We start from the raw sequence: 21,575 nt of genomic DNA on the forward strand, positions 1-21,575 counted from the left end.
GATGAGGGGCGGCCGTGTCGTGGCCATCTCATCGAACGCGACTACGATGATATCCATACAATCCCCGACGATGTGTCCGTACTGAAGAGTCAAACTATGATCGCACCTAGCATGCCCGGGCGGGAGAAGGAGCGCTTGAGCGCCCTGCAGGACCTGCAACTGCTCGATTCCAACGCGGATGAAGGCTTCGACCGGTTGACGGAGCTGGCAACGCAGATTTTCGACGTGCCGATGTCCTTGATCACGCTGATCGATGAAGACCGGCAGTGGTTCAAGTCACGCCAGGGGTTGAGTGTTTGCGAGACGCCGAGACGGATCTCCTTCTGCGGCCATGTCGTGGCCGACGGCCAGCCGATGGTGATCAACAACGCGCTGCGAGATCCCAGGTTTTCGGACAACCCGCTGGTGACGGGGGCGCCCTTCATACGCTTCTATGCGGGCTATCCGCTGTTCGTGGCGCCGGACATCTGTGTCGGTACCCTCTGTCTGATCGACACGCTCCCGCGCACCTTCGAAGAGACCAGCATGCAGCGCATGAAGTTGCTCGCCGCCCAGGCCGAGGAGCTGATCCATCTGCACGTGCTGCGTGTTCGCGCCAATCTGCGCGAGGTGCAGGTTCAGGCCTGATCGATGCTAGCCATCGTCGGCGGGGAGGCAGAGTAGGGTCGGCGTCTCGATCGGCGTCATGGGGGCCCGGAAATGGGCGTTCAGCTCCGGCAGCAGTTCGCGTACGAAGCGCAGGAAGAGCTCGGTCACCGGTGTCGGGTAGCGATCCTTGGGGTAGACCGTGCACCATGAGCGCCGCAGCGGGAAGCCCGGTATCGTCGGGCTTGCCAGCAGGCCCGACGCGAGCTCCAGTTGCACCGCCAGTCTCGGTAGCACGGCGACTCCAAGATGCGCCATGATCCCCTGCTTGATGGCCTCGTTGGTGCCGAGTTCGATGGTGTGGGGGAGTGAGATGCGCTCCCGCGCCGCGAAATCCTCGAAGGCCGTGCGGGCTCCCGACCCCGGCTCCCTCATCAGCAGGTAGTACCTCGCGAAATCCTCGAGGGTGGCTCTCTTGGCGGTCACCAGTGGATGGCCCGGCCACACCACGGGGATCAATTCGTTGTCCAGAATGGGCATGAAGACCAGATTGGGATCGTCCGGCACCATGCCCATGATCACGAGGTCATCCCGCCTTTCCGCCAGCCGCTCGAGCGCCTGTCCCCGGTTGCAGACGCGCAACCGAATCTGAACCTCCGGGTAGCGGGCGCGAAAGCGGGCCAGAATGTGCGGGACCACGTATTGCGCGGTCGAGACGGCGGCCAGATTGAGCTCGCCGCGAATGGTGCCGGCCAGTTCGGACAGCTCCATCTGAAGACTGGAGACCTGGCCGAAGATCGACTGCACCGAAGCGGCCAGCGCGTCGGCGGCCGGCAGGATGTGAAGCGTCTTGCCGGCATACTTGAACAGCGGCTGGGCCAGGGCCTGCTCGAGCTGCCGGATCTGGGCGCTGACGGCGGGCTGCGTCAAGCCCAGTTGCTCCGCTGCGCGTGAGTAGGACTGTTGCCGATGGACGGCCTGAAAGACCTGGAGCTGACGAAATGTCAGGCGATTGAGCAGGTTGGGTCTCGACATTCGTTACGCTCTCGCGGTCAGGTATAAGGTAGAGCTTATAGGTTGGCAAAAAAATATCAATTTTTCTATTGGGTCCCGGGTGGCTAGCGTAGGGGAAACGGTAACCCACGTTCATCCGCCTACCGGGAGAGCTTACGGTGTTCAAGAAGCTGCTGATTGCCAACCGTGGCGAAATCGCCGTGCGTATTGTACGGGCCTGTGCCGAGATGGGCATCCGTTCGGTCGCGATCTATACCGAGCCTGACCGTTTCTCGCTCCACGTCAAAGGGGCCGACGAGGCGCATTTCGTCGGGGAGGAGCCGCTGGCGGGTTATCTGGACCCGAGGCGTGTCGTCAATCTGGCTCGGGAGACCGGCTGCGACGCCATCCATCCCGGCTACGGATTTCTGTCCGAGAGTGCCGAGTTCGCCAGGATCTGCAGCGAGGCCGGTATCGCTTTCGTCGGCCCGAGTGCCGAGGTCATCGCCAAGATGGGCGACAAGACGGCGGCGCGGGCGGCGATGCGGGAAGCCGGTGTCCCCATCACCCCGGGATCCGAGGGCAATCTCGCCAACCGCGAGGAAGCGCTGACGGTGGCGGAGGAGATCGGGTATCCGGTCATGCTCAAGGCGACGTCCGGTGGCGGCGGGCGGGGCATTCGCCGCTGCGACACGCCCGACCAACTGGCCCAGGCCTGGGATCGGGTGATCTCCGAGGCGACCAAGGCGTTCGGCAGCGCCGAGGTGTTCATGGAGAAGTGCGTCGTCGATCCGCTGCACATCGAAGTCCAGGTGCTGGCAGACGGCCATGGCGGCGTCATCCATCTGTTCGAGCGCGACTGCTCGATCCAGCGCCGCAACCAGAAGCTGATCGAGATCGCCCCCAGCCCCCAGTTGACACCGGAGCAACGCAGCTACGTCGGCAAGATGGCGGTCCGTGCCGCCAGTGCGGTGAACTACGAGAACGCCGGTACCGTGGAGTTCCTGGTCAAGGACAACGAAGTCTACTTCATGGAGATGAATACCCGGGTCCAGGTCGAGCACACCATCACCGAGGCGATCACCGGGGTCGACATCGTTCGCGAGCAGTTGCGCATCGCCGCGGGTGAGAAGCTGGCCTACCGCCAGGAGGACATTCGCCACCAGGGCTACGCGATCCAGTTCCGTATCAACGCCGAGGACCCCAAGAACGACTTCCTGCCCAGCTTCGGCCGGATCACGCGCTACTACGCCCCCGGCGGCCCCGGTGTCCGCACCGATACCGCGATCTATACCGGTTACACCATCCCGCCGTACTTCGACTCGATGTGCCTCAAGCTGATCGTCTGGGGAATGACCTGGGAGGAGACGCTCAACCGGGGCATCAGGGCGCTGAACGACATGCGCCTTCAAGGGGTGAAGACCACCGCGCCTTACTATCAGGAAATCCTTCGCCACCCCGCATTCCGCGCTGCCCAGTTCGATACCGGGTTCGTTCCCGCGCATCCGGAGCTGCTCAACTATTCCGTCAAGCGCAATCCGGAGGAGATCGCGCTGGCGATATCGGCTGCCATCGCGGCTCATGCCGGGCTCTGAGCGGGACCCACTTGGAATACGACGAATCGATCGGGACCAGAATCAGGAGACAAGAATGAACCAAGCCGAGCCGTCATCCGTCAAGATCAGCGATGTCGTTCTGCGGGACGGGCATCAATCGCTGCTTGCCACGCGCATGCGCACCGAGGACATGCTGCCGATCTGCGCCAAGCTCGACGCGATCGGGTTCCACTCCCTGGAGGTGTGGGGCGGTGCTACCTTCGATGCCTGCGTGCGATTCCTCAAGGAGGACCCGTGGGAACGCCTGCAGTCGCTCCGCGAGGCGCTGCCCGACACCCCGCTGCAGATGCTGCTGCGAGGCCAGAACCTGCTCGGCTATCGTCACTATGCGGACGACGTCGTCGAGCGCTTCGTGGCGCGTTCGGCCGACAACGGGATCGACATCTTCCGGGTCTTCGATGCGTTGAACGATCTGCGCAATCTCGAGACCGCCATGAAGGCGGTCAAGGCCAGCGGCAAGCATGCCCAGGGGACGATCTGCTACACCGTCAGCCCGGTTCATACCCGCGAGATGTACGTCGAGCAGGCCAAGCGACTCGTCGACATGGGGGCCGACTCCATCGCGATCAAGGACATGGCGGGTCTGCTGACGCCCTATGCGACCGGTGAGCTGGTCGAGGCGCTGGTCGAGGCGGTAGAGGTTCCGATCCATCTCCACGCCCACGCCACGTCCGGGCTCGCGTCCCTGAGCCAGATGAAGGCGGTCGAGGCGGGGTGTCGACATATCGATACCTGCATCTCCGCCTTTGCCGGAGGCACCAGCCATCCGTCGACCGAGGCGATGGTGGCGGCGTTCCAGGACACGCCCTATGACACCGGCCTGGACCTGGTGGCGTTGAAGGAGATCGGCGACTACTTCCGCGAGGTCCGCAAGAAATACGCGGCTTTCGAGAGCGAGTACACCCGCGAGGACGTCAGCGTGCAGATCTGGCAGGTCCCGGGCGGGATGATGTCGAATCTGGCCAATCAGATGAAGGAGCAGAACGCCCTGGGTCGGATCCAGGACGTATTCGACGAGATCCCCAAGGTCCGTGCCGATCTGGGTTATCCGCCGCTGGTGACGCCGACCTCGCAGATCGTCGGTACCCAGGCGGCCATGAACGTGCTGACCGGCGAGCGTTACAAGTCGATCACCAACGAAGTGAAGCGGTACCTGCTGGGCGGCTACGGTCAGCCGCCCACGGAAGTGAATGCGGAGGTTCGTCGCAAGGCGATCGGCAACGAGTCGGTCGACGATGGTCGGCCCGCGGACCATATCAAGCCCGAAATGGCGCGGCTCGAGCAGGAGATCGGCGATCTCGCCAACAGCGAGGAGGACGTGCTGACCTTCGCCATGTTCCCCGATCTCGGTCGGGAGTACCTGCAGGGGCGGCGCGACGGCACCCTGGTGGCCGAACCGATTCCGGCGGCCGAGGCTTCTGGCGGCGGTCGGCCGGTATCCGAGGGCGTGCCGACCGAGTTCGTGATCGACGTCCATGGCGAGTCCTACGAGGTGCAGATCACCGGCGTCGGCAGCGGCAGTGGCCGCAAGCGTCGGGTCTATCTGACGCTGGACGGCATGCCTGAAGAGGTCGTGTTCGAGGCCAAGGACGAGTTCGTCCAGGAAGGCAAGAGCGGTGGACGGGCCAAGGCCAGCTCCCCGGGGCACGTCACCACCTCGATGCCGGGGAATATCGTCGACGTGCTGGTTGCCGAGGGGGACAGCGTCAAGGAGGGGCAGGCCGTGCTGATTACCGAGGCGATGAAGATGGAGACCGAGGTCCAGGCGAGAATCGGCGGCACGGTCAAGGCCGTTCACGTGGCCAAGGGGGATCGGGTGACGCCCGGCGAGGTCCTGGTCGAGATCGAGTAGCGGGCCGGAGGCGCTGCGGCGTCATTGACCGTACGATGAAAAACGCGGAGCCCAGGCTCCGCGTTTTGGCTTACATGAATCGGCAGCGCGCCGGCTGACGTGCGGCCTACTCCTCGACCTGGATGATCTTCATGGTGTTGGTGCCGCCATGAGCGTTCATGTGGTCGCCCCGAGTCAGAATGACGTGATCGCCCTTGTCGGCAAGCCCGCGATCCACCAGCTCCTTGATCGCGCCGGCGTTGATCTCGGTCAACGGGAAGCGCGAGCTGTCGAAGACCAGCGACACCACACCCCGGTACAGGGCCATGCGACGCTGGACCATGGGCGTCTCGGCCAGCGCCACGATCGGCAGTCCGGAACGGATGCGCGAAGCGATCAGCGGCGTGTAGCCGGAGGCGGTCAAGCAGGCGATCGCCACCACGCCGGAGAGGTGGTTGGCGGCGTACATGGCGGACAGTGCCAGGGTTTCGTCGATGCGGGTGAAACCCTCGTGGATGCGGTGCTGGGACTGCTGTGCGGCGCGTTCCCGCTCGGCCCCCAGGCAGAGCCGGTTCATGGCGCGAATGGTTTCCACCGGATAGTCGCCGGCGGCGGTCTCGGCGGAGAGCATCACCGCGTCGGTGCCGTCGAGCACCGCGTTGGCGACGTCGAACACTTCGGCGCGGGTCGGCAGCGGCGACTCGATCATCGACTCCATCATCTGGGTGGCGGTGATCACCACCTTGTTGAGGGTCCGGGCGCGCGCGATGATCCGTTTCTGGACCCCGATCAGCTGGGCGTCGCCAATCTCGACGCCAAGATCGCCGCGGGCAACCATGACGGCCTCCGAGGCGCGGATGATGTCGTCCAGGGTTTCCGGATCGGCGACCGCCTCGGCGCGTTCGATTTTCGCGACCAGGCCGATCTCCTGGCCGGCCTCGCCGAGCAGCTCGCGGGCGTACTGCATGTCGGCGCCGCTGCGCGGGAACGAGACCGCGAGATAATCGACACCGATGTCGATCGCGGTCTTGAGGTCTTCCTTGTCCTTGTCGGTCAGGGCCGCGGCGGACAGGCCGCCACCCTGCTTGTTGATGCCCTTGTTGTTGGTCAGCTTGCCGCCAACGATGACCTTGGTGTGGATCCGGGGGCCGTCGATGCGATCGACCTCGAGTACCAGTCGGCCGTCATCGAGCAGCAGCTTGTCGCCCGCTTCGACGTCGTCCGCCAGCTCCTCGTAGTCGCAGCCGACGCGTTCGCTGTCGCCGGCGTTGCGGTCCAGCGAGACGTCGAGGATGAAGGACTGTCCCTTCTCCAGTTTCACGCCGCCCTCGGCGGCAAAACGGGCGATCCGGATCTTGGGGCCCTGCAGGTCGCCGAGTGCCGCCACGGCGCGGCCGTGACGCTCCGCCGCCTCGCGCACGGCCTTGAGACGGCGCCGGTGATCCTCGGGATTGCCGTGGGAGAAGTTCAAGCGAACGACGTCGACCCCGGCTTCGATGATCGCATCCAATACTCCCTCGCGATCCGTGGCGGGTCCCAGGGTGGCGACGATCTTGGTGCGACGAATCGGGCCGTGAAACGCGTGCAGCATGGAAATTCTCCTGGCAACTGGGTGAAATCGTCTCGCCGCGCTGGTAAACCGGGAATCGAAACGCGGCGATGTCATGTGGTTATTTTACAACAAGCGGGCCATCCTGTCCGGAACCCATCGATGCGCTATTTCATCATAGACAGGTCCATCGTCGACAGGGCCACACCATCGACGAACGTCGTGCCGTCGCGAGAGGGCGCGGGTTCCGGCGACAGCCGCTGGCATCGCATCACGGCCGTGCGACAGGGTGATGACGACCTCTGCCCGAGTCTGCCGTGCCGAAGAGGGCAGGAGAGCAGAGAGAGGTCTGGAGAACGCATGGACAATCCTCATCCGCCGCTTGGAATTCATCCCGTCAGCCCCATGATGAGAGGCCATTGACATGGTGCTGGCGTTGCTGCCCAAAGTCGAGCTACGGCTGGCGCCTCGAGAAAGGCTAGGGTAGGGTAGGCGGATTTTCCGGCCGGCCCTGGTAGCCAGGCGGCCGTCGAGCACGTCATCGGTTGCCGCACGATATCAAATCGCCGCACGATATATAAAGAAGCAGGAGCGCTATGGGCAAGTCACTGGTTATCGTCGAGTCACCGGCCAAGGCCAAGACCATCAACAAGTATCTCGGCAACGATTTCGTGGTGAAATCCAGTGTCGGGCATATTCGTGATCTGCCGACCAGTGGTTCCTCCAAGCAGGCCAGCGATCCGAAGGAGCGCGCCAAGCAGGCGGCGATCACGCGCAAGATGTCGCCGGACGAGAAGGCGAGCTACAAGAAGCAGAAGCAGTGGGACCAGTTGATCCGCCGTATGGGTATCGATCCCGAACATGGCTGGCGGGCCAACTACGAGATCCTGCCGGGCAAGGAAAAGGTGGTCGATGAGCTCAAGAAGCTCGCCGACAAGAGCGACACCATCTATCTCGCGACCGATCTGGACCGCGAGGGGGAAGCGATCGCCTGGCACCTGAAGGAGACCATTGGTGGCGACGACTCCCGCTACAAGCGGGTGGTCTTCAACGAGATCACCAAGAACGCCATCCAGGAGGCCTTCAAGCAGCCCGGTACCCTCAATATCGCTCGGGTCGAGGCCCAGCAGAGCCGGCGCTTTCTGGATCGCGTGGTCGGCTTCATGATCTCCCCGCTGCTCTGGAGCAAGGTCGCTCGAGGACTGTCGGCGGGTCGCGTCCAGTCGGTGGCGGTGCGTCTGATCGTCGATCGGGAGCGCGACATCCGGGCGTTCGTGCCGGAAGAGTTCTGGGACGTGCACGCGGATACCGTGACCGCCGATGGCGAGCCCGTACGGTTCGAGGTCGTGCGTCAGAACGGTGAGGCGTTCCGGCCGACTTCCGAGCAGGAGACCCTGGAGCGCATCGCCCCGCTGCGTCAGGAGAGCCTGGAAGTCACCAGTCGGGAAACGCGGCCGACCAGTTCCAAGCCCAGCGCGCCGTTCATCACCTCGACGCTGCAGCAGGCCGCGAGTGGCCGTCTCGGATTCTCGGTCAAGAAGACCATGACCCTGGCCCAGCGGCTCTACGAGGGCGGCTACATCACCTACATGCGTACCGACTCGACCAACCTGTCCCAGGATGCGGTCGCCGGCGTGCGCGACTACATCCAGTCGTCGTTCGGCGAGCGTTACCTGCCGGATGCGCCGAATCGCTACTCGAGCAAGCAGAATGCCCAGGAGGCCCACGAGGCGATTCGTCCCTCCAATGTCAGCCAGCGGGCCGACGACCTGCCCGTCGAGCGCGATGCCCAGCGGCTCTACGAGCTGATCTGGCGCCAGTTCGTGGCCTGTCAGATGGTGCCGGCGGAGTATCTCGCCACCACCCTCACGATCGAGACCTCGGGCTTCGAGCTCAAGGCCCGTGGCCGCGTGCTCAAGTTCGACGGCTATACCCGGGTGATGAAGCCGATCGCCAAGAAGGACGAGCAGACCCAGTTGCCGGACATCGGCGAGGGCGCGAGCCTTGCGGTCGACCGGATCGACCCGCAGCAGCACTTCACCAAGCCCCCCGCCCGCTATACCGAGGCCAGCCTGGTCAAGGAGCTCGAGAAGCGCGGGATCGGACGCCCTTCGACCTACGCCGCGATCATCTCGACCATACAGGACAGGGGCTACGCCAAGCTCGACAACCGGCGCTTCTACGCCGAGAAGCTGGGGGAGATCGTGACCGATCGCCTGGTGGAGTCGTTCAATGACCTGCTGGACTACGGATTCACGGCGCGGATGGAGGATCGTCTCGACGAGGTCGCCGAGGGGCACGAGCAGTGGCAGCGGCTTCTCGACGCTTTCTATGCCGATTTCAAGCGCAAGCTGGAGCGGGCCGAGGGCGAGGAGGGCATGCGGCCCAACGAGCCGGTCGAGACCGATATCGCCTGCCCGACCTGCGGCCGGCCGATGCAGATTCGGATCGCGTCGACCGGCGTGTTCCTGGGTTGTTCCGGCTACAACCTGCCGCCGAAGGAGCGCTGCAAGACCACCATCGACCTGATCCCGGGAGAGGAGGCGGTGCCGGCGGAGGCGGACGAGGCCGCCGAGACGGAGGCCCTGCGTGCCAAGCGGCGCAATCCGAACACCGGTACGGCGATGGACAGCTATCTCATCGACGAGGGGCGCAAGCTCTATATCAGCAACGACGATGACGGCTACTACGAGATCGAACAGGGTCGCTTCCGGATCAAGGGTTACGACGGCCCGGTGATCGAGTGCGACAAGTGCGGTTCCGAGATGCAGCTCAAGAGCGGGCGTTTCGGCAAATACTTCGCCTGCACCAACGAGGCTTGCGGCAATACTCGCAAGCTGTTGAGAAGCGGCGAGGTCGCGCCCCCCAAGATGGACCCGATCCCGATGCCGGAACTGGTCTGCCAGAAGGTCGACGACCACTACGTGCTGCGTGACGGCGCCAGCGGCCTGTTCCTTGCAGCCAGCCAGTTTCCCAAGAATCGGGAGACACGCCCGCCGCTGGTCAAGGAGCTCAAGGCGCATGCCGATGCCCTGCCGGAGAAGTATCACTTCCTGCTCGAGGCCCCGAGCGAGGATCCGGATGGCCGGCCCGCGCAGATCCGCTTCTCGCGCAAGACCAAGAGCCAGTTCGTGATGACCGACGAGGACGGCAAGGCAACCGGCTGGCGAGCGGTCTACGAGGATGGGCGCTGGCAGGTGGAGGACAAGCGCAAATGACGTCGCCGGCCCGTACCAACCAGCTGCTCTATCAGGCCGAGCTGCTGCTGGCGATCGAGCCGGGCGACGACGAACAGGCGATGGCGCGTCGCATGGCGCTGGAGGAGGCCGCGCTGGGTCAGCTGGAGCTGGCGCTGAATGCGCTGCTGCGCGAGGTCACCGAACATACCGACCTGGCTCATGATGACTGGCGCGCCTGGCTGGGGGCGACCTCGGTCAGCGTCGCCGAACTGGAGCGTCTGCGGGCGCTGGCCGGCGACTCCGAGAGCTGGCTGTCGCTGTTGCTGTCACGGCTGGCGGCGCTCCACGGCGACGACGGCGCAGCCCGTCGCGATACTCGCGTCGGTTTGATCGCCAGTGGCGGCGAACCCGCGCTGGGGGATGCCCTGCGCTGGTGCGTGGTCGAATTCAAGGCGCTGCTGCCGGACCTGCGCGAAGGCAGCCGCGAATGGTGACTGGCGCCGGTTGGCCATGTTAGGCTGGAACGAGACATCAACGACCGGGGCCCAGGCTCTGGTCGTTTTTTATTGGTCTCATCTTTGACTTGTGTCGTCACCGCCACGACAAGAGAGGTTAGCCGTGTCCGATACCGCGATTCTGGAAATCGTCGAACTCGCCGATGGCGAGGTGGTGCTGCGTCCAGCGGAGGCGACGGGCGAGCCGCTGGTCTCGATCCGTTTTTCCGAGGAAGCGGTCGAACTGCTGCGCCGCAGCCGCTTCGATGTGGCGCGCGAAATGCTGGACCATGCGATCACCCGCACCCATCTCTGGGAAGGCGATGAAGAAGACGCCGCCGAGGAAGCTCCCGCCACCGTGCACTAGTGTCACTCCCCGGGGTTCCTCGATCCTCGCGCGATCGATCTCGATTTTTCTGCCGCTTCCCGGCAAACCACCACAGGAGTCCAGGCAATGGCTCAGCAGTTAACGGCTGCCGCTTCGGTCGGCGGCGTGACCGAGGCGCTCGACAGCGAGGCGATTCGGGAAGCGCGGAGAGATCTCGCGGCCTGTTTCCGGATGGCGGCGGCGCTGGGAATGGGGGAGGGCATCTGCAATCACTTCTCGGCGCTGGTGCCCGGGCGGGACGATCTGTTTCTGGTCAATCCCTATGGCTGGGCTTTCGAGGAGATTACCGCCTCGAGTCTGCTCATCTGCGACTTCCACGGCCGGGTCCTGGCCGGTGATGGCGTGCCCGAGGCGACCGCGTTCTACATCCACGCCCGGCTGCATCGACACAAGCCCGGCGCTCGGGCCGCTTTTCACACGCACATGCCCAACGCCACCGCGCTGACCATGATCGCGGGCGAACCGCTGTTGTGGGCGGGGCAGACCGCACTGAAGTTCTACGGCCGAACCTGTGTCGACGAGTGCTACAACGGCCTGGCACTGGACGATACGGAAGGGGATCGGATCGCGGCCGCCATGGGGGACGCCGATGTGGCCTTTCTGCGTCATCACGGCGTGATCGTGACCGGGCCGACGATTGCCGAGGCCTGGGACGATCTCTACTTCCTGGAGCGCGCTGCACAGGTGCAGCTCAAGGCGATGGCATCCGGCAGGGAAGTGCTGCCGGTGCCGCCGGAGATCGCCGCCCGGACCGCCGCCCAGATGCGTGAAGAGGATCCGGAGAGCGCCAGGCTGCATCTGTTGAGCGTACGCCGGCGGCTCGCGCGTTCGGCGCCCGATTACGCCGAGTGACCCGCCCGATACTACTGAGTCAGCCCCGCGATCAGCGCCGTGACGATGGCGGTCGCCACGGAGACCAGCGCGGTCACCAGCAGGCTGCGGCGTCGGGTGGCGCTGAAGAGGAAGAAGGTGAGGAACGCGACGGTCATCGCGATCATGGAGATTACCCAAGCGTAGTTGGCCATCGAGCTGGCGGCTCCTGAGTCGAGAGTGTGGCGTTTCGTTGACGGCGCATTATACAGATCGTGAAGGCCGCTGCGTCGTCCGGGGGCGTGGTGACCCAATGATATCCAGAGCGTCTTCGGGGGAGGGGGTGCAATGGCGACAGGCCAGCCAGTCACCGAGAGCGGTGCACTTCGCCTTTCCATGGCCGTGGCCGCGTTCATCGGGATCATGGCGCTGGTCATCTCCGCGCTGTCCGGCTCCCAGGCGATTCTGCTCGATGGCCTGTTCAACGCGATCTACGCCGTGGTCGGCCTTTTCACGCTACGGGTAGGGCGTATGGCCCTCTCCCCCGACGACGATACCTATCCGTTCGGTTACGGCTACTTCGAGTCGATGGTCAACGCCTGCAAGGGCCTGCTCATGCTGGGCGTCTCGGCACTGGCCCTGTTCAATGCCGTCACGGCGTTGCTGACCGGCGGCAACGCGATCGCGGCCGGCATCTCGATCGTCTACGCGGGCGTGGCCACCGCATCCTGCGTGGCGACGGCATTCGCGCTGAAACGCATCAGCCGGCATGTCAGCAGCCCCTTGCTCGAGGCCGATATCGAAAACTGGCGGGTCAATGCGCTGATCTCGGCTGCGGTGCTGCTGGCGTTCTGCCTGATTCCCTTGGCCCAGGCCCTCGGCTGGTATGCCATCGTGCCCTATGTCGACTCGTGGCTGGTGATCGCCGTCGTGCTGCTCTGCCTGGGGGTTCCCATCCGCGTTGCCAGGCGTGCGATCCTGGAGCTGCTGAACCGTTCACCGCAGCCTGCCATCGCCGAACCTGTCCGGGCTGCGCTGACGTCGACACTGGCACCGCTTCCCACCGAGGCCATCTACATCCGGATGGTCCGGCCGGGCCGGCTGCTGTACGTCACCGTGCATGTCGTGCTCGAACCAGGGCACCCACTCTCGATCGCCGAGGCGGATCGGTGGCGGGCGGCGCTCGATACTTGCGTGCGCCGGATATCGACACCGGTGCTGGTCGAGGCGCTGTTCACCGGCGACCGGCGCTGGGCCGCTCCCAGCGCGGGGGGCGATCCTGTGGAAGCGGCAGCGACAGGGCCTGAAGGCGGTGCCGAACGGGACGACGGCCGGTAGCCTGCCGTCCGTCGGATGCGAGGGTTCAACGCAGTTTGGTCAGCCGCAGCTCGGCGATCTGGGCGGGGGGCAGGAAGGAGTCCGAGCGCGCTTCCTCCCAGTAGTTCTGGAAGACGACGTGCCGGCTGTTACCGTCTAGCAGCTCGTCCGGCTTCAGGAAGGTGAACAGCTTGTCGTAAGACTGGATCTCGTCGGCGGAGACGCGCCGGATGATGTGCTCCGGCCCCAGTTCCGCGGGGTGCTGCAGCCCGGCCGCGGCCAGCATCTCGGCCAGGCCCTTGAGCGTGTTGCGGTGGAAGTTGTAGACCCGCTCGGATTTGTCGGCGACGTCCAGGTGGCGGCTGCGTTTCGGGTCCTGGGTCGCCACGCCGCTGGGGCACTTGTCGGAGTGGCAGTTGAGCGCCTGGATACAGCCCAGCGAGAACATGAAGCCGCGCGCCGCGTTGCACCAGTCGGCACCCAGCGCCAGGGTCCGGGCGATATCGAATCCCGAGGTGATCTTGCCGGCGGCACCGATCTTTATCTCCTCGCGCAGTCCGGCGCCGACCAGGCTGTTGTGGACCAGCATCAGGGCTTCGGTCAGCGGTACGCCGAGACGGTTGATGAACTCCAGCGGCGCGGCACCGGTGCCGCCCTCGCCGCCGTCGACGACGATGAAGTCGGGGCGCTGACCGGTCTCCCGCATCGCCTTGACCATCGCGAACCACTCCCAGGGGTGGCCGATGGCGAGCTTGAAACCGACCGGTTTGCCACCGGAGAGTTCGCGCAGCCGGGCGATGAACGCCATCAGCTCCAGCGGCGTCGAGAAGGCGCTGTGGCCGGCCGGCGAGACCACGTCCTCGCCCACGGGCACCTCGCGAGCCTCGGCGATCTCGGCGGTGACCTTGGCCGCCGGCAGGATGCCGCCGTGGCCCGGCTTGGCGCCCTGGGACAGCTTGATCTCGATCATCTTGACCTGCTCGTCGCGCGCGTTGGCGGCAAACCGCTCTTCGTTGAAGCTACCGTCGTCGTGGCGGCAACCGAAGTAGCCGGAACCGATCTCCCAGACCAGATCCCCGCCGTGAATCCGATGGTAGCGGGAGATGGAGCCCTCGCCGGTATCATGATAGAACCCGCCCTTGCGGGCACCGGCGTTGAGCGCCTCGATGGCATTGCCGGAGAGGGAGCCGAAACTCATCGCCGAGACGTTGAACACACTGGCGGCATAGGGCTGGCTGCAGAGGCTGCCGCCGACCTGGACCCGGAAGTCACTGTCCTCGATGTGGGTCGGCCGAAGCGAGTGGTTGATCCATTCGTGTCCTGGCGCATACATGTCGATCAGGGAGCCGAAAGGCTTCTTGTCGCTTTCGTTCTTGGCCCGCTGATAGACCACGGCGCGCTGTTCGCGGGAGAACGGGCGCTCATCGAGATCGGACTGGATGAAGTACTGGCGGATCTCGGGGCCGATCGACTCGAGGATATAGCGGCAGTGGGCCAGGATCGGATAGTTGCGGCTGATGGTGCGACGCTTCTGGCGAGTATCGTGAAACCCGAGCCATGACAGCCCGCCGAAGATCGCAACGCCCCACCACCAGTGGGAGGATGAGGTGAGGCCGAGCAGGGAAACGGCCAGCAGGCATAGGCTGGCAATGAAAGCGGCGTTGCGTAGTGGCAGACGCGAGAGGCCAGTGGCTTGGCTCATGCGGACATCGGCTCCGGGCAGGTGAAGTAACGGCGACACCGGGCGTCGCCGCGGTCAAGAATAGCGCAACGCCCGGCGTTGCGGCCAACGCCGCTCGACGCTATTTTGAGACACCGTTCCGGACGCTTCGCGACCCTGATTCGATGGCCGCTGCGGTACCCCATCGACCTTTCGAATTCCGATACGTCGGACCTTTTCGCACTCAATGCAAGGAATGCCGCACTTGCGACATCATCGATCGTTCCTGCGTCTGCGACTGATCCTGCTGATCCTCCACGGTTACGTCGGCTGGCGTCTGCTGCCGGGGCTGTCGGCGGGCACCTGGGGCAGCATCATCGTGGCCGGCTACCTGCTCTGCAGCGCGCTGGCGATCCCCCAGGTGATCCGGGTGACCTGGCTCAACGGGCGTTGGCTGGCATGGCCTGTCGCCTTGATGACCGGCATCTTCTCGTTCCTGCTCCAGCTCACGCTGGCCCGCGACGTACTGCTGGCGGGATGGTGGCTCGTCGCCGTGCCGTCGAGCAGCGCGATCTTCCTCACTGCCTGGGGCGTGCTGGCGGCGACCCTGCTGCTGTCGGCTTACGCCGTCTGGCAGGCGCGGCGGGTACCGCGGGTGGTCGAGGTGTCCGTTGCCGTGGCAGGGCTTCCCGCGGCGCTCGAGGGGTTCGCCATCCTGCAGTTGAGCGACCTTCACGTCGGCCCGACGATCAAGCGAGGCCACCTCCGGCGCATCGTCGAGCGCTGCAACGCCCTGGCGCCGGATATGGTCGCGATCACTGGGGATCTGACCGATGGCCGTGTCGCCGAGCTGGAGGAGGAGGTCGCGCCGCTGGCCGATCTGAGCTCCCGGCACGGCACCTTCTGCGTTACCGGTAATCACGAATATTACAGTGAAGCCGAAGCGTGGGTGGCGGCGCTTCGCCACCTGGGCCTGCGAGTGCTGGTCAATGAATTCGAATGTCTCGAACATGACGGCAGCGTGCTGGCGGTGGCCGGCATCACCGATCTGACGGGGGGCTACTACGTCGCGGCGCATCGTAGCGATCCTGTGGCCGCCGCGAACGGGATTCCGGAGGGGGCCACCAGGCTGCTGCTCGCCCACCAGCCGAACTCCGCGCCCGAGGCGGCGGAGGTCGGATTCGATCTTCAGCTCTCCGGGCACACCCACGGCGGCCAGATGTGGCCCTGGAGCTTGCTGGCGCGCCGGGCCAACCGGTTCCTGGCCGGACTGGGGAAGCAGGGGCGGATGTGGGTCTACACCAGCCGGGGTACCGGCTACTGGGGGCCGCCGATGCGGTTTGGCGCGCCGTCGGAGATCACCCGAATCCGATTGACCCGCGGGCCGGAAGCGGGCTGAACCGCCTCGTCTTCCGGTGACGGGCGGCGAGGCTGAACCGACCACAACGACAAGGGGCGGGGTCGTGTTCGATTCGACGGAGCGCTGGACTCTCGGTGTCGTCGTCGCGGTCTGCTTTCCGTTGCTGATCGGCTACGCGGCGTATTGCTATCGGCCGACGAGGACCCATGCGGACGATAACCTGACCGGCCGCTCCAGCGCGCTGTTCCCGATGGTCCCGAGCATCGTCGGCACGGCGATCGGCGGGTCCGTCTGAGCGCCGGCCCCCGCCGATTCAAGCCGCCTTAGCCCTGCGGTTGAACGTCTCCAGCAGCTGGCCGATACGCTGAAAGCGATCCTCCTCCTTCTCCATGTCACCGTAGAAGCGCAGGGTATCGGCACCGTCGAGCTTGTACTCGGCGGGGTGGCGCTGGATCAGCTCGACCAGCGTCATCGGGTCGACCCGTGGGTCCGGACCGAAGATCACGCGTCCGCGCTCGGCTCCCGCTTCCAGCTTGGCGATCCCGAGCCGCTCCGCCCGCTGACGCAGCCCGGTCTGCCGGAACAGGGTCTTGAGCGGCGCCGGCAGTAGCCCGAAGCGGTCGATCATCTCCACCTGGAGTTCCTTGAGTGCCGCTTCGTCGGGCGCGCTGCTGATCCGCTTGTACATGATCAGGCGCTGCTGAATGTCCGGCAGGTAGTCCTCGGGAATCAGTGCCGGCAGGTTGAGGCTGATTTCGGTGCCGTCATCCAGCGGCGCTTCGATGTTGGGCGTCTTGCCGGCGCGGATGGCCTTGACCGCGCGGTCCAGCATCTGCATGTAGAGGCTGTAGCCGACGGTTTCCATCTGACCGCTCTGCTCGTCGCCGAGCAGCTCGCCGGCGCCACGGATCTCCATGTCGTGGCTGGCGAGAGTGAAGCCGGCCCCGAGGTCGTCGCTCTGGGTGATGGCCTCGAGCCGCTTGATCGCGTCCTTGGTCATCGCCTTTGGCGGCGGCGTCAGCAGGTAGGCGTAGGCCTGATGGTGGCTTCGACCGACGCGGCCGCGCAACTGGTGCAGCTGGGCCAGCCCGAACTTGTCGGCCCGCTCGATGATGATGGTGTTGGCGCTGGGCACGTCGATGCCGGTCTCGATGATGGTCGAGCAGACCAGCACGTTGAAGCGCTTGTGGTAGAAGTCCGACATGACCCGCTCCAGCGCCCGCTCCGGGAGTTGACCGTGGGCCACCCCGACCCGTGCCTCGGGTACCAGTTCACGGATCTTCTCGGCGCTGGATTCGATCGTCTTGACTTCGTTGTGGAGGAAGTAGACCTGGCCGCCGCGCAGCACTTCCCGGAGGATCGCTTCCTTGACCACCGGCTCGTTGCGCTGCTGCACGAAGGTCTTGACCGAGAGGCGTCGCGCCGGTGGCGTGGCGATGATCGACAGGTCCCGTATCCCGTTCATGGCCATGTTGAGCGTGCGCGGGATGGGCGTGGCGGTGAGGGTGAGGATGTCCACTTCGGCGCGCATCTGCTTGAGGCGCTCCTTCTGCGCGACCCCGAAACGGTGCTCCTCGTCGATGATCATCAGCCCCAGGTTGGAGAACTTGACCGACCGGGAGAGCAGCTTGTGGGTACCGATGACGATGTCGGCACGCCCCTCGCCGATGCGCTCCAGGGCATCGCTTTCCCCCTTGCCGCCGGTGAAGCGCGAGAGCATCTCGATCTGTACCGCGGTGTCGGCGAAGCGATCGCGGAAGTTGTCGTAGTGCTGCTGGGCGAGCAGGGTGGTCGGTACCAGCACCACCACCTGGCGACCCGAATTGACGGCCAGGAAGGCGGCGCGCATGGCGACTTCGGTCTTGCCGAAGCCGACGTCGCCGCAGACGACGCGATCCATCGGGCGCGGGGCGGTCATGTCCCCGATCACGGCCTCGATGGCGGCGTGCTGGTCGGGCGTCTCCTCGAACGGGAAGCTGGCCGCGAACCGCAGGTACTCGTCGCCGGGCGCGTCGCTGGCGAACCCCTCCCTGGCCTCTCGCCGGGCGTAGATGTCGAGCAGCTCGGCGGCGGTGTCGCGAACTTTCTCGGCCGCCTTGCGCTTGGCCTTGTCCCAGCTGTCCGAGCCCAGCTTGTGCAGCGGGGCGAGCTCGTCGCTGGCGCCGGCGTAGCGGGAGATCAACTGCAGGTTGTCGACCGGCACGTAGAGCTTGGCGCCGCCGGCGTACTCCAGGGCCAGGAATTCCGCCGCCTGGCCACCCGCGGTGAGCATCTCCAGCCCCTGGTAGCGGCCCACGCCATGGTGCTGATGGACCACCGGCGATCCCGGGCGCAATTCGGAGAGGTGGCGAACGGCCAGCTCGTTGTCGTCGGTGGCCTTGGCGCGGCGCCGGGTCTGACGCACGACTTCACCGTAGAGCTCGGTCTCGGTGATGATCGCGATGGCGGGATCGCCCAGCCACAACCCTTCGCCCAGTGTGCCTTCGGTGATCGCCAGGGGCTGGCCGGTATCGAGGAAATCTTGCCAGTTCTCGATATGCGGAATGTCGCGGTGCAACGGGGCCAGGGCTTCGTCCAGCGCCTCGCGTCGGCCGCGGGACTCGGCGACGAACAGGACGCGCAGATCGCGATGCGAGTCGAGGAACGCTTCCAGCGTTGCCAGCGGGCGCTGGGCCCGGGCGTTGATCGCGACCGCCGGCGGGGATTGCGTCGCGCTGGGGGCGACATGAGGCGATTCCGGGTCGGTCACGAACTCCAGTCGCGGGTGCTGCTTGATCGCCGCGAACACTTCGGCGGCGGGCACGAAGGCTTTTGCCGGCGGCAGCAGCGGGCGGGTGGGATCGACGCCGAGGTTGTCAAAGCGACCCTCGATCGAGCGCCAGTGGTGCTCGGCGGCATCGAAGACGTCGGGCAGCAGCGCGACCCGGGTCTGGTCCGCGAGATGCTCGAAGAGGGTGGCCGTCTCCTCGAAGAACAGTGGCAGGTACTGTTCGAGTCCCGGCGAGGGAATGCCCTTGATCGCATCGACGTAGAGCGGGCACTGGCGCGGGTCGACATCGAACAGCGTCTCGAAGCCCTCGCGGAAACAGGCGATGGCCGAGCGCGAAAGCGAGTATTCGTGCGCCGGCAGCAGATCGATACGCTCGATCCTGTCCTGAGTGCGCTGGGTGTCGGGATCGAAGCGGCGAAGGGTGTCGATTTCATCGTCGAACAGATCGATGCGCAGCGGTGCGTCGACGCCCATCGGGAACAGATCGATCAGCGAGCCGCGCATGGCGTATTCGCCGGGCTCGTAGACCGTCTCCACCGCCCGGTAGCCGGCCCGGGAGAGGCGCTCGCGGAAGCTTTCCCGGTCGAGCCGCTCTCCGGTCGCCAGCGTCAGCACGCGGCCTGCCACGTAGTCGCGCGGCGGCAGCCGCTGCATCAGGGTATTGACCGAGACCAGCACGATCCCTTGCGTGCCCTCCTGGAGCTCGCGCAGCGTGCGCAGTCGTGCGGAGACGATGTCCTGGTGCGGCGAGAAGCTGTCGTAGGGCAGCGTTTCCCAGTCGGGGAACGGCATGACCGGGACCGAGGCATAGAAGCGCAGGTCGCTCTCGAGACGCTGCGCGCTGGCGGTGTCGGGGGTGACGACCAGCAGCGGTGCATCATCGGCGATCCGCGCCAGGGCCAGCGCGGCCGCGCTTCCCTGGGGCAGTTGGCAATAGGTGGTTTCGCGCTTGCCGGTCGGCAGCGGCGGGGCGAGCGGTGTGAAGTGCGACATGGGCCTTTCGAGCGACGAATTTGCGTTGAGGGATGATAGCAGGCCGTGGCGCGGCCGGGGGCGCCGAGTCGTATTTCTTGTCTTTGGTGGGGGAGCTGCCGGCTACGACCTTTGTAGTGAAACTACAACAGTTGCGACCACGCAATGATTGCGGCCCGTTTCGTAGGGTGAAGATAATAATGGGGTTTTTGAGTCGACTCGATATCGTCCAGCGCGACTGGACCCTTGCCCGAGCGACACCCCCACCATCCGATGGAACGACCGGCTCGACGAGCCCGTTCGACCGCCAATTCGACCAGAGAGAGACAAGCTTGTGAGTCAGGATCAGCTCGATACCGTCTTCCAGCAGTGGCAGGACAACGAAGCTCGCGCCGAGGAGATGATTCCCCTGCTGGGCAAGCTCTATCGCCAGTACAACGTGATTCCGTCGCTGTTCGGCCGCTCGCTGATCAATCGCTCTGTCACGCGAATTCTCAAGAACCACCGCTACGTCCGCAAGGTCGAGGGCACCGAACTGTCGATCGCCGATACGCTGCCGATGGTGCGGGCGATGACCGAGCTCGAGCTGGGGCCCGCGCACATCGATATCGGCCGCCTTGGCGTGGCGTTCAAGAACGCGGGCGAGACCGACGTCGTGGCGTTTCTCAAGCGTGAACTGGCCGACATCGTCGGCTGTCACGACAGCAGCGGCATGGGTGGCGAGCCCCAGGACGTGGTGCTCTACGGTTTCGGGCGGATCGGGCGCATTCTCGCCCGGATCATGATCGAGAAGGCGGGGGGCGGCAATCTGCTGCGCCTGCGCGCCATCGTCGTGCGCGGCAGCGGCGACGATCTCGAGAAACGGGCCAGCCTGCTGCGTCGCGACTCCGTGCACGGCCCCTTCTCCGGGTCGATCGACGTCGACTACGACAATCATGCGCTGATCGCCAACGGCCATTACATCCGTATCATCTACGCCGACTCTCCGGCCGAGATCGACTACACCGCCTACGGCATCGACAACGCCATCGTGGTCGACAACACCGGCAAGTGGCGTGACCGTGAGGGACTGGCCCAGCATCTGGAATCCCGGGGCGTCTCCAAGGTTCTGCTGACGGCGCCGGGCAAGGGCGATCTCAAGAACATCGTCCATGGCATCAATCACCAGACCATCGGCGACGACGATCGCATCGTTTCGGCGGCTTCCTGCACCACCAACGCCATCGTTCCAGTGTTGAAGGCGATCGACGACGAGTTCGGCATCGTCCACGGCCATGTCGAGACCGTTCACTCCTACACCAACGACCAGAACCTGATCGACAACTACCACAAGGGGGACCGCCGGGGTCGTAGTGCACCGCTCAACATGGTGCTGACGGAAACCGGTGCGGCCAAGGCGGTGGCCAAGGCGCTGCCGGCGCTGTCGGGCAAGCTGACCGGCAACGCGATCCGGGTGCCGACGCCCAATGTCTCGATGGCGATCCTGAACCTCTCCCTCGGCAAGGCGACCGACCGCGAGGCGCTCAACGAGTATCTGCGCCAGATGGCGCTGCACTCGCCGATGCACAAGCAGATCGATTACGTCGACTCGCCGGAAGTGGTGTCATCGGACTTCGTCGGCAATCGTCACGCCGGCGTGCTGGATGCCAAGGCCACCATCGCCAACGATCGACAGGCGGTGCTCTACGTCTGGTACGACAATGAATTCGGTTACAGCTGTCAGGTGGTGAGAATTCTTCAGTACATGTCGCGCGTCTGTCACCGTTACCTGCCTGCCACGCCCTGAGTCGTTGATTCGACTTTGGTCTAAGATATTGGCTTTCGCTGTCCAAAGTCCCGGTCCTGCCGGGACTTTTTCGTGGTGCGACGGCCGGGTCGGCACCCCGGCGAGTAGTCTTCCGAGGCCCGCATCATTATACTGGTGCCCGTTTTTTAGGTGCGGTCCCTAGGCAACGGTCCGCGGAAGCCACTTTCATTTCTGGTAAGCAAAGCATCGAATTCCGTGACGTCATCTTTCCCGCCTGCGACGCTGCCGGTGGATAATCAAGCTG

The 21,575-nt window shown here is 65.1% G+C and carries 16 protein-coding genes; 11 read left to right on the forward strand and 5 right to left on the reverse strand.

The genetic code is table 11. The features are described 5' to 3' along the window. Positions 1–96 precede the first annotated feature (96 nt). A complete protein-coding gene (locus AAGT95_RS15085) occupies positions 97–627 on the forward strand; it encodes a GAF domain-containing protein (protein WP_110600196.1) in 531 nt (176 codons plus the stop codon). A 6-nt stretch (positions 628–633) separates the two neighbouring features. Here the strand turns inward: AAGT95_RS15085 and AAGT95_RS15090 are convergent, their stop codons facing one another. After that, positions 634–1,620, reverse strand: a complete 987-nt coding sequence (locus AAGT95_RS15090) for a LysR family transcriptional regulator (RefSeq protein WP_110600194.1) — start codon at positions 1,618–1,620, stop codon at positions 634–636. 137 nt (positions 1,621–1,757) lie between these two features. On the opposite strand from AAGT95_RS15090, the gene AAGT95_RS15095 reads away from it, so the two are divergent. Further along, entirely contained in the window at positions 1,758–3,173 is a 1,416-nt protein-coding gene (locus AAGT95_RS15095; protein ID WP_110600192.1) for an acetyl-CoA carboxylase biotin carboxylase subunit, read from the forward strand. 55 nt (positions 3,174–3,228) lie between these two features. Further along, a complete protein-coding gene (oadA, locus tag AAGT95_RS15100) occupies positions 3,229–5,046 on the forward strand; it encodes a sodium-extruding oxaloacetate decarboxylase subunit alpha (RefSeq protein WP_342594369.1) in 1,818 nt (605 codons plus the stop codon). Positions 5,047–5,152: 106 nt separating this feature from the next. Here oadA and pyk read toward each other — a convergent pair whose 3' ends face one another. Beyond that, entirely contained in the window at positions 5,153–6,616 is a 1,464-nt protein-coding gene (pyk, locus tag AAGT95_RS15105) for a pyruvate kinase (protein WP_110600188.1), read from the reverse strand. 554 nt (positions 6,617–7,170) lie between these two features. Here pyk and topA point away from each other — a divergent pair. From topA to AAGT95_RS15125, 4 genes are all read left to right on the forward strand, one after another. Further along, on the forward strand, positions 7,171–9,792 hold the full coding sequence (gene topA / locus AAGT95_RS15110) for a type I DNA topoisomerase (protein WP_342594370.1): 2,622 nt from the start codon (positions 7,171–7,173) through the stop codon (positions 9,790–9,792). Next, positions 9,789–10,247, forward strand: coding sequence for a DUF6586 family protein (locus AAGT95_RS15115; protein WP_110600184.1), 459 nt, complete (start codon positions 9,789–9,791; stop codon positions 10,245–10,247). Before topA ends, AAGT95_RS15115 begins: the two co-directional genes overlap by 4 nt. Positions 10,248–10,371: 124 nt before the next feature. After that, entirely contained in the window at positions 10,372–10,614 is a 243-nt protein-coding gene (locus tag AAGT95_RS15120; RefSeq protein WP_110600182.1) for a hypothetical protein, read from the forward strand. Positions 10,615–10,701: 87 nt separating this feature from the next. Further along, a complete protein-coding gene (locus AAGT95_RS15125; RefSeq protein WP_110600180.1) occupies positions 10,702–11,487 on the forward strand; it encodes an aldolase in 786 nt (261 codons plus the stop codon). A gap of 11 nt (positions 11,488–11,498) precedes the next feature. Here the strand turns inward: AAGT95_RS15125 and AAGT95_RS15130 are convergent, their stop codons facing one another. Continuing rightward, positions 11,499–11,660, reverse strand: coding sequence for a hypothetical protein (locus AAGT95_RS15130; RefSeq protein ID WP_157958395.1), 162 nt, complete (start codon positions 11,658–11,660; stop codon positions 11,499–11,501). A 133-nt stretch (positions 11,661–11,793) separates the two neighbouring features. Here AAGT95_RS15130 and AAGT95_RS15135 point away from each other — a divergent pair, with 133 nt between their 5' ends. Then, positions 11,794–12,783 carry a cation diffusion facilitator family transporter gene (locus tag AAGT95_RS15135; RefSeq protein WP_342594371.1) on the forward strand — a complete coding sequence of 330 codons (990 nt, stop codon included), beginning with the start codon at positions 11,794–11,796 and terminating at the stop codon, positions 12,781–12,783. A 25-nt stretch (positions 12,784–12,808) separates the two neighbouring features. On the opposite strand, the gene AAGT95_RS15140 is transcribed toward AAGT95_RS15135, so the two are convergent. After that, entirely contained in the window at positions 12,809–14,464 is a 1,656-nt protein-coding gene (locus AAGT95_RS15140) for an FMN-binding glutamate synthase family protein (protein ID WP_342594372.1), read from the reverse strand. A gap of 223 nt (positions 14,465–14,687) precedes the next feature. On the opposite strand from AAGT95_RS15140, the gene AAGT95_RS15145 reads away from it, so the two are divergent. Beyond that, positions 14,688–15,821: a metallophosphoesterase gene (locus AAGT95_RS15145; RefSeq protein WP_342594373.1), complete on the forward strand. Its 1,134-nt coding sequence runs from the start codon at positions 14,688–14,690 to the stop codon at positions 15,819–15,821. 64 nt (positions 15,822–15,885) lie between these two features. Further along, the gene (locus AAGT95_RS15150; RefSeq protein ID WP_342594374.1) at positions 15,886–16,077 is read left to right on the forward strand and encodes a hypothetical protein; all 192 of its coding nucleotides are present in this window, start codon (positions 15,886–15,888) and stop codon (positions 16,075–16,077) included. Positions 16,078–16,095: 18 nt separating this feature from the next. Here AAGT95_RS15150 and mfd read toward each other — a convergent pair whose 3' ends face one another. Further along, positions 16,096–19,545, reverse strand: coding sequence for a transcription-repair coupling factor (gene mfd, locus AAGT95_RS15155; protein ID WP_342594375.1), 3,450 nt, complete (start codon positions 19,543–19,545; stop codon positions 16,096–16,098). 313 nt (positions 19,546–19,858) lie between these two features. Here mfd and AAGT95_RS15160 point away from each other — a divergent pair, with 313 nt between their 5' ends. Beyond that, positions 19,859–21,310 carry a glyceraldehyde-3-phosphate dehydrogenase gene (locus tag AAGT95_RS15160; RefSeq protein WP_110600168.1) on the forward strand — a complete coding sequence of 484 codons (1,452 nt, stop codon included), beginning with the start codon at positions 19,859–19,861 and terminating at the stop codon, positions 21,308–21,310. Positions 21,311–21,575: the final 265 nt, after the last annotated feature.

This window comes from Salinicola lusitanus (assembly GCF_038648475.1).
GTDB lineage: Bacteria > Pseudomonadota > Gammaproteobacteria > Pseudomonadales > Halomonadaceae > Salinicola > Salinicola lusitanus.

Excerpts from the sequence above, each read along its gene's own strand:
- AAGT95_RS15115 (WP_110600184.1), top strand. The coding sequence starts at position 9,789 with ATGACGTCGCCGGCCCGTACCAACCAGCTGCTCTATCAGGCCGAGCTG.
- pyk (WP_110600188.1), bottom strand. The coding sequence starts at position 6,616 with ATGCTGCACGCGTTTCACGGCCCGATTCGTCGCACCAAGATCGTCGCC.
- AAGT95_RS15135 (WP_342594371.1), top strand. The coding sequence starts at position 11,794 with ATGGCGACAGGCCAGCCAGTCACCGAGAGCGGTGCACTTCGCCTTTCC.
- AAGT95_RS15125 (WP_110600180.1), top strand. The coding sequence starts at position 10,702 with ATGGCTCAGCAGTTAACGGCTGCCGCTTCGGTCGGCGGCGTGACCGAG.
- AAGT95_RS15085 (WP_110600196.1), top strand. The coding sequence starts at position 97 with ATGATCGCACCTAGCATGCCCGGGCGGGAGAAGGAGCGCTTGAGCGCC.
- AAGT95_RS15140 (WP_342594372.1), bottom strand. The coding sequence starts at position 14,464 with ATGAGCCAAGCCACTGGCCTCTCGCGTCTGCCACTACGCAACGCCGCT.
- AAGT95_RS15130 (WP_157958395.1), bottom strand. The coding sequence starts at position 11,660 with ATGGCCAACTACGCTTGGGTAATCTCCATGATCGCGATGACCGTCGCG.
- oadA (WP_342594369.1), top strand. The coding sequence starts at position 3,229 with ATGAACCAAGCCGAGCCGTCATCCGTCAAGATCAGCGATGTCGTTCTG.
- mfd (WP_342594375.1), bottom strand. The coding sequence starts at position 19,545 with ATGTCGCACTTCACACCGCTCGCCCCGCCGCTGCCGACCGGCAAGCGC.
- topA (WP_342594370.1), top strand. The coding sequence starts at position 7,171 with ATGGGCAAGTCACTGGTTATCGTCGAGTCACCGGCCAAGGCCAAGACC.
- AAGT95_RS15090 (WP_110600194.1), bottom strand. The coding sequence starts at position 1,620 with ATGTCGAGACCCAACCTGCTCAATCGCCTGACATTTCGTCAGCTCCAG.